We start from the raw sequence: 13,418 nt of genomic DNA, 5'->3' as shown, positions 1-13,418 counted from the left end.
ATCGGACATCAGGTCCGCCTTCGGCTGGCTTGTGCGCGGATGTCTTTCTATCACCGGACACCGCGAACCGGCGGTCCGGTTCCAGCCGCGAATCAGCGGAAGAGACAACCCGAGACGCTTACGTTGCGAGGCCGTTAGCGAACCGCGAATACTTCCCGGTACACGGAACGGAACGGCCGTACGGCAGTTCCCGGACCGGCCGTGCGCCCGTACCGTCCGGCGCCGGGACGCCTTCCGCTTCAGCCGTCCTCGGCGAGCTCCAGCCAGCGCGACTCCAAGTCCTCGCGCTGCGAGTCCAGTTCGCGCAGCTCGGAGTCGAGCCCCGCGACGCGCTCGAAGTCCGTGGCGTGCTCGGCGAGTGCCACGTGCAGCTCGGACTGCTTCACCTCGATGCGCTCCAGCTGACGCTCGATGCGCCGCATCTCCTTCTGACCCGCTCGCGCGTCCGCCGCCGGCTTGCGCGGTGCCGGTGCGCCCGCGGGCGAGGACGACGCTGCCGAAGCCGCCGAGGACGGCAAGGACTTGGCCGGAGCTCCGGAGCGGGCAGGCGCGTTCGCGTTCGGCTGCGCCGACTCGCGCTGCCGTGCGCGGCGTTCGAGGTACTCGTCGATGCCTCGCGGCAGCATCCGCAGGGAGCCGTCGCCCAGCAGCGCGTACACCTGGCCCGTCGTGCGCTCGATGAAGAACCTGTCGTGGGAGATGACCACCAGCGAGCCCGGCCAGCCGTCCAGGAGGTCCTCCAGCTGCGAGAGCGTCTCGATGTCCAGGTCGTTGGTCGGCTCGTCCAGGAAGAGCACGTTGGGCTCGTCCATCAGCAGGCGCAGGATCTGCAGCCGGCGGCGCTCACCGCCGGAGAGGTCACCGACCGGCGTCCACTGCTTCTCCTTCACGAAGCCGAAGCGCTCGCACAGCTGCGACGCCGTCATCTCCCGCCCCTTGCCGAGGTCGACGCGCGAGCGGATCTGCTCGACGGCCTCCAGCACGCGGAGCTTGTCGTCCAACTCGGCGACCTCCTGCGAGAGATACGCCAGCTTCACCGTCCTTCCGACCTTGACGCGGCCGCCCGTGACCAGCTCGGACTGCCGCTCGCCGCCGCTGCGCGCGGCCTCCGCGAGCGCCTTCAGCAGCGACGTCTTGCCGGAGCCGTTGACCCCGACGAGGCCGATCCGGTCGCCGGGACCCAGCTGCCAGGTCTGGTGCTCGAGCAGCACCTTGGACCCGGCCTGCACGGTGACGTCCTCGAGGTCGAAGACGGTCTTGCCCAGACGGGAGTTGGCGAACCGCATGAGCTCCGCGTCGTTGCGCGGCGGCGGTTCGTCGGCGATGAGCGCGTTGGCGGCCTCGATGCGGAAGCGGGGCTTGCTGGTGCGGGCGGGCGCTCCACGGCGCAGCCAGGCCAGCTCCTTGCGCATCAGGTTCTTGCGCTTCGACTCCTCCTGCGCGGCGATGCGTTCCCGCTCGGCGCGGGCGAAGACGTAGTCGGAGTAGCCCCCTTCGTACTCGTGCACCGCGCCGCCCTGCACGTCCCACATCCGCGTGCAGACCTGGTCCAGGAACCAGCGGTCGTGCGTCACGCACACCAGCGCCGAGCGGCGTGCGCGCAGATGCCCGGCGAGCCAGGCGATGCCCTCGACGTCCAGGTGGTTGGTCGGCTCGTCGAGGACGATCAAGTCCTGTTCGGCGATGAGCAGTTGAGCGAGGGCGATGCGGCGCCGCTCGCCTCCGGAGAGGGGTCCGATGACGGTGTCGAGGCCCTGCGGGAAGCCGGGCAGGCCCAGACCGCCGAAGAGCCCGGTCAGCACGTCGCGGATCCGGGGGACGCCCGCCCACTCGTGGTCGGCCATGTCGCCGACCACCTCGTGCCGTACGGTCGCGGCCGGGTCGAGGGAGTCGTGCTGCGTCAGCACGCCCAGGCGCAGACCGCCCGAGTGCGTCACGCGGCCGTCGTCGGCGGGCTCCAGCTTCGAGAGCATGCGAATCAGCGTCGTCTTGCCGTCCCCGTTCCTCCCCACGACGCCGATGCGGTCGCCCTCGCTCACACCGAGCGAGACGCCGTCGAGCAGCGCCCGGGTGCCGTAGACCTTGCCCACGGCTTCCAGATTGACGAGGTTGACGGCCATCTCACTCCCTGTCGCGCGCTGCCAGGACGATCAGCCCCGGCTTCAGCCCTCCAGGGTACTGAGGTGCTCACGGCCCCCTGAGCCCCGCTGGGCAGGGTCCGACCCGGCGGTCGTGGAACGGATCACCGGGCGGAACGGGGACGGGGATCGTGGGCACGCTGTGGCTGCACGACCCCGGTCAGGACGTGAGGACGGACGGAACGTGCCCCCTGCCGGCGTCGTCAGGGACTCCGGGGACGACTCGGCCTCCCGAGGCGAGGCCCGCGGGCGCCCGCCGGGAAGGCCGGGGCGTTCGGGCTCAACCTCCGTGCAGCATCAGGGCTATGCCGCCCACCATCAGCGCGGAGGCGGCCACACGCGGAGCGCCGAAGCGCTCCTTGAAGAAGAGCGCGCCTATGGCCGCACCCGCGATGATCGAGGATTCGCGCAGGGCGGCGACCGGCGCGAGAGGCGCGCGGGTCTGTGCCCAGAGCACCAGGCCGTAGGCCGAGAGGGACAGGACGCCTGCCGTGATGCCGCGCAGAGCGAGGGGACGCAGCTCGGCGATGAGGACGCCCCGCCGGCTGACGGCGGCGTACGCGGGGATGACCACGCTCTGCAGCATCATCAGCCAGGCCACGTATCCGAGCGCCGAGCCCGCGGCGCGCACCCCGGCCCCGTCGACGACCGTGTACGAGGCGATCGCGAGACCGGTGGCGACGGCGGCCGTCAGCGCCGGCAGCCGCGAGGACGCGGAGGGCTCCCGCGGGGACGCCTCACGACCACCGGTCCCCGCCCGGTCGCTCTTCCTCCGTATCCCCCACAGAGCGACCCCGAGCAGCCCCGCCGAGGCCACCGCCACACCCGTCAACTGCCAGGCGTCCGGCAGCTCCTCGAGGAAGACCGCGGCGAGGACGGTGACGACGAGCGGCGCCGTACCCCTCGCGATCGGATACATCTGGCCGAAGTCGCCGAGCCCGAACGAGCGCATCAGCAGCAGCTGGTAGACGACATGCAGCGCCGCGGAGACCGCGAGCGCGGGCCACGCCTCCTTCGCCGGTACCGGAACGAAGAACGCGAGCACCAGCCCGCACAGCGCGCCGCCGAAGCCGACGAGCGTGAAGGCGAGCAGCTGGTCCTTGATGTTGTGCGCGAGCGCGTTCCAGGAGGCGTGCGTGACCGCGGCGACCAGCACCGCCGCGACGACCAGCGGCGTCACGGAACACCGGCGGTCTGCTCGCGCACGTCCACGACCGAGCCGCCGGCGTGTGCGATCAACTCCCCGGGTGCGAGGGCGAAGACGGTGTGCGGGGTGCCCGCGGCGGCCCACACGGTCCCGTGCGCGAGCAGACCACGGTCGGCGAGCACCCGCATCCGGCTGACGTGGCCGAAGGGCGGCACGCCGCCGATCGCGTATCCGGTCGCCCGGCGCACGAGGTCCGCACCGGCGCGGCTCACTGTCCCCGCGCCCAACTCGGCACGTACGAGGCCGACATCGACGCGTGACGCCCCGTCCATCAGGACCAGTACGGGCTCGCCGTCGGCCTCGAAGACGAGCGACTTGACGATCTGGCTCAGCTCGCATCCGATCGCCTCGGCGGCCTGCGCCGCGGTGCGGGTGGCGTCGGGGAAGGCTCGGATCTCGACGTCGTCGAGGGCCAGGTCGGACAGGGCCTCGGAGAAACGGGGGTGGGCTGTTGGCGCCTTGCTCATGGAGCGGACGCTACCCGCCGGGGGACGGCCCGCGCGACGCGGTTTCCCGCGCATTCCTGCGCCCCGGTTTCCGGCCTGCAGGCATTCCCCGACGGATTCCCGCACGTGGCCCCGCCCTTGGGCCCCGGCGGGCACACGGTACGCACACAGCGAGCGGCGCCCCCCTGGAGACCAGGAGAGCGCCGCTCGCCGTTCTGCGTGCCTGTGCGCTGTCGCGCCGCCTGCCGGGGCTCAGCCCGCCGCGGCGTCCAGGATCTTGCGCACGACCGGGCCGGCGTTCTCGTTGCCGTGTCCGGACTCGGGAACGACCGCGGCGGCGGCGATGTCGCCGTTGTACGCGGTGAACCAGGCGTTCGGCTTCTTCTGACCGTCGACCTCCGCCGAACCGGTCTTGGCGCCGACGTCACCGCCGAGCCCCGCCATCGGCTCAGCGGCGGTGCCGCTGTTGGCCGTCAGCTTCATCAGGCTCTTCAGGTCGTTGTGGACCTGCGGCTTCATGCTGCGCCCGGCCTTCGCGATCGTCCGGTCGTCCAGGCTCGGCGAGACGATCACCGGCTGCTTGAACGTGCCGTTCTGCACCGTCGCCGCCACCGACGCCATGTTGAGCGCGTTCATCCGCACGCTGCCCTGGCCGATGAGGGACGCGGCCATCTGGGCGTCCGACTGGACGGGCACACTGCCGTCGAAGGTGCCGGTGCCCACCTGCCAGTTCTGGCCGATGCCGAAGACGTCGCGCGCCTCGCTGCTCAGGTCGCCGTCCTTGAGCTCCTTGGCCTGGCTGATGAAGGCGGTGTTGCAGGAGCGGGCGAAGCTCTGCGCGAACGTCCCGTCCTTGATCTCGAACTTGTCGTCGTTCTGGAACTTCCAGCCGCCGTACTCGACGTACTTGGGACAGGGGTGCTGCTTGCCCGGCGAGGCAAGGCCCTTGTCGAGCAGCATCGCGGAGCTGATCACCTTCATGGTGGAGCCCGGCGCGAGGGAGCCGCGGAAGGCGTTGTTGTAGCCGTCCGCTGGGGAGTTGGCCACGGCGCGCACCTCACCGGTGCTCGGCTGGACCGCGACGGCGGACGCCTTCGGCTTGCCCTTCACGGACTGCTCGGCGGCCACCTGCATGTCCTTGTCGAGGGTGGTCTTGAGCGTGCCGGGGGTGCCCTTGGAGAGCGTGCGCAGGGTGGTGCCGGTGTCGTTGCCCTTGGCGTCGACGATGCGGGTCTCGATGCCGGGCTTGCCGTCCGTCTTGTCGCCGTACCGCTTGCGCAGGTCGTCGAGGATGCTCCCGAGCATCGGGTGCTCCTGCTTGGACAGGGTGGCGCCATTGCGGTCGACGGCCTTGATCGGCGGGGTGCCGGCCTTGCCGGTCCTTATGGACTGGCCTTCCTTCAGCTTCGGGTTCAGCACCGACGGCTTCCACGCGACGACCGGCTTGCCGGACTTCTTGTCCCGCACGACCTCCAGCGAAGAGGCGTAGGACCACGTGGAGTTCTGCTGCATGTAGGAGACCTGGGCCGTCACGTCGAACGGCACCTTCGCGCCGGAAGCGGAACCCGGCGACATCTTGACCTTGGCGATGTGGGCGTCCTCCCGGAAGCCCTTCAGTGCCTGGGCGGCCTGAGCCTTCTCATCGGTGAGCTTGGCGGCCGTCTTCGAGTCGCCGGAGGTCCAGGCGGTGAGGAAACGCTTCGCGGTCGTGCGGACTTCGGCCGCGCTCGGCGGGCCCTGCTCGACCTTGTCCTCGTTGCTGCCGTCGGACGAGGCGATGCTCCCGCTGCCGCCTCCCTTGCCGTCACCTCCGACGAGTGCGTAGACGCCGAAGCCGGTCGCACCGACGACGACTGCCGCGGCGCCACCGATCAGCGCCATCTTCTGAGTGTCACGCATCTGAGAATCTGCCCCTCCACCCCGCCTCGGCCATGCGGCCGAGGACCTGTGCGAGGCACCCTAGAGCACGCGCGCAACATCACGTGCCCCCGGTAGCCCCGTTCGGGAGCATATGGACGAGATGCGGTTTCGAATAATCACCGGATCAGGGGGCGGGACACGTACCGGAACCTTACGGGAGCCGCCGTCGTGTCCAATCGGGCTCAACTGACCTTCACTTGGCTTCACTCAGGATTCACCCGGGTTTCCTCGCGAGGTCACCCCGCCGGCCCGGCCGCGGGAGCGCTACCGCCCCTCGGAGCCAGGATCTCGAACCGCATCCGGTCGCGGCGTCCCCTCCTGCGAGCCGGAGCACGGAGCGGTTGCGGGATGGACGGGCGGGGTGGACGAGGGGGCCCGTCGGGCGGGGTGGACGAGGGGGCCGTCGGGCGGGGTGGACGAGGGAGAGCGGTCGTGGTGGCGGGGCCGCTCCCGCGCTGCGGCTCGGGAACGGGCAACTGCTGTTCGATGGAGAGCGGCGCCCATGACGGTGTGCCTATGGGGGTTGCACAGGAGGGGTGTGGGTTGATCGTCGGGCGGTCCCCCACAGGGACCGTGACGTCCGTGGTCCATCTGCCCTCTGACCGAGGAGGCCCCGATCGTGAGACCGAACCTGTGCCATGCAGTATTCCCACCACGTGATCACAGCGCCGCCGATGTGCGGACGCGGCGCCCGGCTCGGCGAGCTGCCGTCCTGCTCGCCACGGCAGCCCTGCCGGCGGCGCTGCTGATGTTGCCCACGGCCACGGCCGCCGAAGCGGCGACCGCAGCCGCGCCGACGACCGTGACCTTCGGCGCCGGCGCCAACCAGCCCTTCACCGTCCCGGCAGGCGTCACCCAACTCACCATCACCGCCACCGGCGCCACAGGCCAGAACGGGCCCTTCGGCGGGCAGGGCGGGACCGGCGGCACCGTCACGAGCACCGTTCCGGCAACAGCCGGCACGACCCTCTTCGTCAACGTCGCCCAGGGTGCCGGTCCCGCCGGCGGCAGCGCATTCCCGGGCGGTACCGGCGGCGGCGCCAGCGACGTCCGCACCTGCAGTTCGGCCACCGTCGGCTGTGTCCTCACCGGCGTCCCCGCCTCCGACCCCCGCCTCATCGTCGCGGGCGGCGGCGGAGGAGGCGGCGGAGGCCTCAACGCCGGCTTCACCAACCCCCAGGCCACCGGCGGAGCCGCCGGAAACACCGGGGGGACCGGCGGCTCCAGAACGCTCAGCGGTCAGGGCGGTGGCGGCGGAACCCAGACGACCGGCGGCACGGCCGGGGCCGCGTGCCCGACCGGCGGTACAGCCGGAACCGCGGGCACCGCCGGCACCGGCGGCGGTGGCGGGGCCCTGATCGGGGGCGGCGGCGGTGGCGGCGGCTGGTTCGGCGGCGGAGGAGGAGGCGGCTGCGACGGGATCGGCGTCAGCACCCAGGGATCCGGTGGCGGCGGTGGCGGGTCGAACCGCGTCCCGACGGGCGGTACCTCCGGACCTGCTACGGGGCCGGCCCAGGTGACCATCACCTTCGAGACCTCCCCCGGGACCACCTGCGCGACCGCCACGCCCACCATCACCGGCACCAACGGCAACAACATCCTCACGGGCACCAACGGCAACGACGTGATCTTCGCCCTCGCCGGCAATGACACCGTCGACGGTCGCGGCGGCAACGACCTGATCTGCGGCGCCGACGGCAACGACTCCCTCAACGGCGGCGACGGCGACGACCGGATCGAGGGCGGCAATGGCAACGACGCACTGATCGGCGGAAACGGCAACGACACCCTGACCGGCGAGAACGGCAGCGACGTTCTCAACGGCGGGAACGGCAACGACGCCCAGTCCGGCGGTGAGGGCAACGACGCTCTCAACGGCGGCGCCGGTACCAACACCAACGACGGTGGACCCGGCAGCAACGCCTGCTCCAACCCCAGCGCCGGGCCCGGCTGCCCCTGACCCGGCAGCCTGATCCCGGCCGGTGAACGATCACCGGAAACGGGCCCCGCACCTCGGCGTCGTCCGAGGTGCGGGGCCCGCCGGTCTCAACTCTCCGCGAACGACTCGCGCGTCGCTCAGATCCAGGTCTCGAACCACATCCGGTCGCGCCAGGCGTCCATCGGGATCGTCTGCCCCGTGTAGATCGGCCAGAAGTACACGAAGTTCCACACGATGAGCAGCACCAGGACGCCGGAGGCGACGATGCCGGCGGTGCGTCTGCGTTCGCCCACGCCCGGTGGCCCCGCAAGCGCGCCGATCATCATGGACAGCGCGAGGCAGAGGAACGGCACGAAGACGACCGCGTAGAAGAGGAAGATCGTCCGCTCCTGGTACATGAACCACGGCAGATAGCCTGCCGCGATGCCGCACAGCACGGCGCCCGCGCGCCAGTCGCGCCGCAGCAGCCAGCGGTAGAGCGCGTACAGGACCGCGAAGCAGGCCGCCCACCACAGCAACGGCGTGCCCAGCGCGAGCACTTCGCGGGCGCATCCCTCCGTCTGGGCCGGGCAGCCGTCGTGGCCCGCCTTCGGCGACTCGTAGAAGTACGAGACCGGGCGTCCGAGGATCAGCCAGCTCCACGGATTCGACTCATACGTGTGACCCGAGGTCAGTCCGACATGGAAGTCGTAGACCTCGGCCTCGTAGTGCCACAGGCTGCGCAGCGGTCCGGGCAGCCATCCCCACGGTCCTCCGGCGCCGTCCTTCTCCGCCCAGTCGCGGAAGTAGCCGCCGGAGGTGGCGAACCAGCCCGTCCAGGACACGACGTAGGTGGTGAATGCGACGGCGACCGTGGAGGCGAACGCCGGTAGCGCGTCACGGCGGAGCACCGCGAGGAAGGGCCGGGGGGCTCCTGCCGTACGGCGGGCCCCCATGTCCCACAGGACGGTCAGCAGGCCGAAGGCCGCCAGGATGTAGAGGCCGTTCCACTTGGTCGCGAAGCCGAGGCCGAGGCAGAGCCCGGCGGCCAGCCGCCACGGGCGCAGGCCGAAGCGCAGGCGCCCGCCGGTCTCCGGGTCGGGACGCACGTCCGCACCGTCACCGGGCGGCGGGGCCGCCACGGCAGGACCCGCGTAGCGGTTTCCGTGCGGCGCGACCACGGGCACGTCCGCGGACGCCGCCGACGGCAGCGCGTCCGCGAGCTTCGCCCGGGTTCTGTCCCGGTCCAGCAGCAGACAGCCGAAGGCCGCCAGCACCCAGAACATCAGCACCAGGTCGAGCAGCGCCGTGCGGCTCATCACGAAGTGCAGCCCGTCTACGGCCATCAGCGCACCGGCGAGGCAGCCCAGGACGGTGGAGCGGAAGAGGCGCCTGCCGATGCGGCAGAGCATGAGCACCGACAGCGTGCCGAGCAGCGCCGTCATGAAACGCCACCCGAAGGGGTTCAGCTGGAACATCGCCTCGCCGAGCCCGATGATCCACTTCCCGGCGGGCGGGTGGACGACGTAGGCGCCCTCGGGCGAGAGCGGGATCTTCTGGTCCGGGGCGAGGATCTGGTCGTTCGCCTTGTCCGGCCAGCTGCCCTCGTAGCCGTACTGGAAGAGCGACCAGGCGTCCTTCGCGTAGTACGTCTCGTCGAATATCACGGCGTGCGGCGTGCCCAGCTGCCAGAAGCGGATCATGCCGGCGACGAGCGCGACCAGGAGCGGTGCGCCCCAGGCGGACCAGCGCGCGAGGCGGGCGGCCGCCAGCGGTGAGAGCCCGAAGGCGGCGCCGAAGCGCAGGTCCGGCTTCGGGAACGGCTGCACCAGGCGCTCGCGTGTGCCGACCCGGGGACGTCCGGAGTAGCCGAAGCGCCGCAGGCGGGCCTGCCACGTGGGCTGGGCATCCTGGGTCTGCGCGGGCCGGCTCTCGGCGGCGGTCTCGCTGGTGGTCACCGGGCCATCGTAGGGAACCCACCCGGGCGGGAGTGCCGCCACGCGAACTCCGCGCAAGTGCTCGCGGGCCTGTGGCGCCGGTGTGTACCGCTGTGCACCACTGTGCCGGGAGCGTTCCGCGGAGCCGGGCGGGGCCAGGCGGAGCCGGGCGGGGCCGGGGGCGGAGATCCCACGGCGATCTCACGGCCGGCGCCCGCCCTGCGAGGATGGGGCCGTGACAGGGACGCTCGTACTCGCCGGAACACCCATCGGGGACGTCGCGGACGCTCCGCCGCGCCTCGCCCGCGAACTCGAGGCGGCCGACATCGTCGCCGCCGAGGACACCCGGCGGCTGCGGCGCCTCACGCAGGCACTGGACGTGCAGCCGCGGGGGCGGATCGTGTCGTACTTCGAGGGCAACGAGGCGGCCCGCACGGCCGAGTTGGCAGAGGCCCTGGAGGGCGGTTCGCGCGTGCTGCTGGTGACGGACGCGGGCATGCCTTCGGTGTCCGACCCGGGGTACCGGCTGGTGTCCGCGGCGGTGGAGCGAGGTGTGGGTGTCACGGCGGTGCCCGGGCCGTCCGCCGTGCTGACGGCGCTTGCGGTGTCGGGCCTTCCCGTCGACAGGTTCTGCTTCGAGGGCTTCCTGCCGCGCAAGGCCGGCGAGCGGCGTACGCGGCTGCGCGAGGCGGCGGACGAGCGCCGCACCCTCGTCTACTTCGAGTCGCCGCGACGGCTGGAGGAGACGCTGCGGGCCATGGCGGACGTCTTCGGCGGCGAGCGGCCCGCCGCGGTGTGCCGTGAGCTGACCAAGACGTACGAGGAGGTCCGGCGGGGTTCGCTGGACGAGCTGGCCGGCTGGGCCGCCGAGGGCGTACGCGGCGAGATCACCGTCGTGGTGGGCGGCGCCCCCGAGCGCCGCGGCGAGGAGCTGGACGCCGCGGAGCTGGCCCGCAGGGTCGCCGTGCGCGAGGAAGCGGGCGAACGCCGCAAGGAAGCGATCGCCGCCGTGGCACAGCAGGTCAGCGTGCCCAAGCGGGAGGTCTTCGACGCGGTGGTGGCCGCGAAGAACGCGGCTCGCGGGTAACGCCACCGGGGGCTCCGCCCCGGCACATCCGCCCGGCTCCGGCCCACCCCCGAACGGGGCCAACTCCCGCACGGGCGGCCCGAATCGACGCGGTCCGCGCCGGGCCGCGACCCACCGGCACGGCGGAGCCCGTTCCGCGAGCCCCCGCGGGGCGCCCGGGCGCCGGGCGCACGCGCCCGGGCGTCCGCGCCCTCCCTGGCGGCGCCTAGGATCGCGGCATGCCGACTTCCACGCAGAAGCCGCAGCCCGCGCCGCCGCTGCCCGAACCGCTCCGCGTGCCGGTCGCCGATTCGCACACGCACCTCGACATGCAGGAGCCCTCGGTGGAGGAGGCGCTGGCCGCGGCGGCGTCGGCCGGGGTCACCACGCTCGTACAGGTCGGCTGCGACCTGGAGCGCTCCAAGTGGGCGGCGGAGACCGCGGCCGCTCACCCCTCGGTGCACGCGGCCGTCGCCCTGCACCCCAACGAGGCGCCCCGCGCGGCCCAGCGGGGCGAACTGGACTCGTCCCTCACCGAGATCGAGAAGCTCGCCGCGCTGCCGCAGGTGCTCGCCGTCGGGGAGACCGGGCTCGACTACTTCCGCACGGGCGAGGACGGGATCGCCTCGCAGCAGTACTCGTTCCGCGCGCACATCGCCATCGCCAAGCGGCAGGAGCGCGCGCTCGTCATCCACGACCGCGACGCGCACGCCGATGTGCTGCGCATCCTCGACGAGGAGGGCGCCCCCGAACGCACCGTCTTCCACTGCTTCTCGGGAGACGCGGACATGGCCCGGCACTGCGCTTCCCGGGGCTGGTTCATGTCCTTCGCGGGAAACGTCACGTTCAAGAACGCGCAGCCGCTGCGCGACGCGCTCGCCGCCGCACCGCCCGAGCTGGTCCTCGTGGAGACGGACGCGCCCTTCCTGACACCGGCGCCGTACCGCGGACGGCCCAACGCGCCGTACCTCGTTCCGGTCACGCTGCGCGCGATGGCCGAGACGAAGGGCATGACGGAAGACTCGCTGGCAGAGCACGTGGCCGCCAACACCGCGCGCGCCTTCGGGTATTGAGCGGACCCTCGGCGAAGCCTCAACAAGCCCGCGAGAACAACTCTTTGTGGTCAATCGACTTTGGAGAGTGACCGGTGCTCCGGTTACAGTCCGCGCGACATCCCGCCGGACCTTGGAGCGCGTGTTGAGCCAGACGCAGGGAAGTCATCGCGCGGTGCGCCGTGAGGGTCGCGACGCGCGCGGGGGGCAGGTGACGCCGTCGCCGCGTGTGCCCGAGCAGAGGTACGAGGAGTACCGGGGCCTCATGGTCCGCCCAGGACTTCCCACCATGTACGTGCCGCCGGTGTACGCCTCCGCCCCCGCCAGCGGCAGGCGCCGGGCGTACGGGCAGCCGGCGCACGGCCCGTATCCGCAGTACCCGCCGCGCGCTCCGTATCCGGTGCCCCGGCAGCCAGTCGGGCAGCCCCGGCCCATGACCGCCCCGGCGCCTGCTCCGGCTCCGGCTCCGGCAGCCCCGCCGGCCCCGCCCGCTTCCCCGTCGCGCCACCGACGGAATCCCGACGACACCTACCGGCCGTCCTACGAACAGGCGGAAGCCAAGCGGCCCGAGGGCGGACGCGCCGCCCTGCGACGCGCGGCCCGCGAGCGCAAGGCCGCCCAACGCCCTGAAGTCCTGCGCCGGTTGGTGCCCCAGGCGCTCGTCGTGGCGTTCCTGGCGGGCGGCACCTCGGCCTTCGTCGCGCACGACAAGGAGGTCCGGCTCAGCGTCGACGGCTCGCCCCGCACGCTGCACACCTTCGCCGGTGACGTCGGTGAACTCCTCTCCGACGAAGGCGTGGTGCTGGACGAGCACGACAGCGTGGGCCCGTCCCCTGACCGCCCGCTCTCGGACGGCGACGAGGTCGCCTTCAGCCACGGCCGCCCCCTCGACCTCACTCTCGACGGCAGGCGTCACCGCGTGTGGACCACCGCCCGCACCGTTCACGACGCGCTGAGACGCTTGGGCGTGCGGACCCAGGGCGCGGCTCTGTCGCTCGCCCCGAGCGCCGACATCCCCCGAAGCGGCCTGCGGCTGGAGGTGGCCACGGAGCGCACCGTCATCCTCCTCGCCGACGGGGAGGAGAAGAGCCTGCGCACCAACGCCGGCACGGTGCTCGAAGCGCTCACGGAGGCCGGGATCGAACTGGACGGTCTCGACGCCACCTCCGCACCGATGGACAGCTTCCCGCACGACGGTCAGACGATCACCGTCATGAGGATCACCGGCAGCGAGAAGGTCAAGGAGGAGCGGATCCCGTTCAAGACCGTGCGGCACGCGGATCCCCAACTCCCGCAGGGCACGGAGGTCGTGGCGCGCGAGGGCAGGACCGGTCTGCGCCGCGTCACATACCGGCTGCGTACGGTCAACGGGGTGCGGGAGAAGCCGCGCCGCATCGCCGTGGAGGTGCTGCGGCATCCGCGCAAGCAGATCATCCGCGTGGGCACGCTCCCGCTGCCGCAGTCCGTTCCGGGCGCCGACCACCTCAACTGGGCGGCGCTGGCGCAGTGCGAGTCGGGCAACCGCCCCGGCGCCGTGGACGCCTCGGGACACCACGGCGGGCTCTACCAGTTCGACACCCCCACCTGGCATGCCGTGGGCGGCAGCGGTCGTCCGCAGCACGCTCCCGCGCATGAGCAGACCTACCGCGCGAAGAAGCTGTACGTCTCGCAGGGGGCGAGTCCCTGGCCGTACTGCGGCCGTAAACTGTCCCGGTGACCGCAGCCCACGACCCT

Annotated in this window: 9 protein-coding genes; 4 read left to right on the top strand and 5 right to left on the bottom strand. The window is 72.1% G+C overall.

Annotated features, from left to right (window positions below; all coding sequences use genetic code 11):
* Positions 1–239 precede the first annotated feature (239 nt).
* The 4 genes from G4Z16_RS20885 to G4Z16_RS20870 form a co-directional block, all read right to left on the bottom strand.
* Positions 240–2,120 carry an ABC-F family ATP-binding cassette domain-containing protein gene (locus G4Z16_RS20885; RefSeq protein ID WP_197352234.1) on the bottom strand — a complete coding sequence of 627 codons (1,881 nt, stop codon included), beginning with the start codon at positions 2,118–2,120 and terminating at the stop codon, positions 240–242.
* A gap of 298 nt (positions 2,121–2,418) precedes the next feature.
* Positions 2,419–3,318 carry a DMT family transporter gene (locus G4Z16_RS20880; RefSeq protein WP_197352233.1) on the bottom strand — a complete coding sequence of 300 codons (900 nt, stop codon included), beginning with the start codon at positions 3,316–3,318 and terminating at the stop codon, positions 2,419–2,421.
* The gene (locus G4Z16_RS20875) at positions 3,315–3,812 is read right to left on the bottom strand and encodes a YbaK/EbsC family protein (protein WP_197352232.1); all 498 of its coding nucleotides are present in this window, start codon (positions 3,810–3,812) and stop codon (positions 3,315–3,317) included. Before G4Z16_RS20875 ends, G4Z16_RS20880 begins: the two co-directional genes overlap by 4 nt.
* Positions 3,813–4,043: 231 nt before the next feature.
* Entirely contained in the window at positions 4,044–5,690 is a 1,647-nt protein-coding gene (locus tag G4Z16_RS20870; protein ID WP_197352231.1) for a penicillin-binding transpeptidase domain-containing protein, read from the bottom strand.
* Between the two features lie 640 nt (positions 5,691–6,330).
* Here G4Z16_RS20870 and G4Z16_RS32970 point away from each other — a divergent pair.
* On the top strand, positions 6,331–7,671 hold the full coding sequence (locus G4Z16_RS32970; RefSeq protein ID WP_197352230.1) for a calcium-binding protein: 1,341 nt from the start codon (positions 6,331–6,333) through the stop codon (positions 7,669–7,671).
* Between the two features lie 116 nt (positions 7,672–7,787).
* Here the strand turns inward: G4Z16_RS32970 and G4Z16_RS20860 are convergent, their stop codons facing one another.
* Complete coding sequence (locus tag G4Z16_RS20860; RefSeq protein WP_197352229.1) at positions 7,788–9,587, bottom strand: dolichyl-phosphate-mannose--protein mannosyltransferase; 1,800 nt, start codon at positions 9,585–9,587, stop codon at positions 7,788–7,790.
* 214 nt (positions 9,588–9,801) lie between these two features.
* On the opposite strand from G4Z16_RS20860, the gene rsmI reads away from it, so the two are divergent.
* From rsmI to G4Z16_RS20845, 3 genes are all read left to right on the top strand, one after another.
* Complete coding sequence (rsmI, locus tag G4Z16_RS20855; protein WP_197352228.1) at positions 9,802–10,653, top strand: 16S rRNA (cytidine(1402)-2'-O)-methyltransferase; 852 nt, start codon at positions 9,802–9,804, stop codon at positions 10,651–10,653.
* Positions 10,654–10,871: 218 nt separating this feature from the next.
* On the top strand, positions 10,872–11,705 hold the full coding sequence (locus tag G4Z16_RS20850; RefSeq protein WP_197352227.1) for a TatD family hydrolase: 834 nt from the start codon (positions 10,872–10,874) through the stop codon (positions 11,703–11,705).
* Between the two features lie 244 nt (positions 11,706–11,949).
* Entirely contained in the window at positions 11,950–13,401 is a 1,452-nt protein-coding gene (locus tag G4Z16_RS20845) for a ubiquitin-like domain-containing protein (RefSeq protein ID WP_246530974.1), read from the top strand.
* Positions 13,402–13,418 lie beyond the last annotated feature (17 nt).

Source organism: Streptomyces bathyalis, from assembly GCF_015910445.1.
GTDB lineage: Bacteria > Actinomycetota > Actinomycetes > Streptomycetales > Streptomycetaceae > Streptomyces > Streptomyces bathyalis.
Note: the sequence above shows the minus strand (reverse complement) of the source record. Positions and strands in the feature narration are given on the sequence as shown.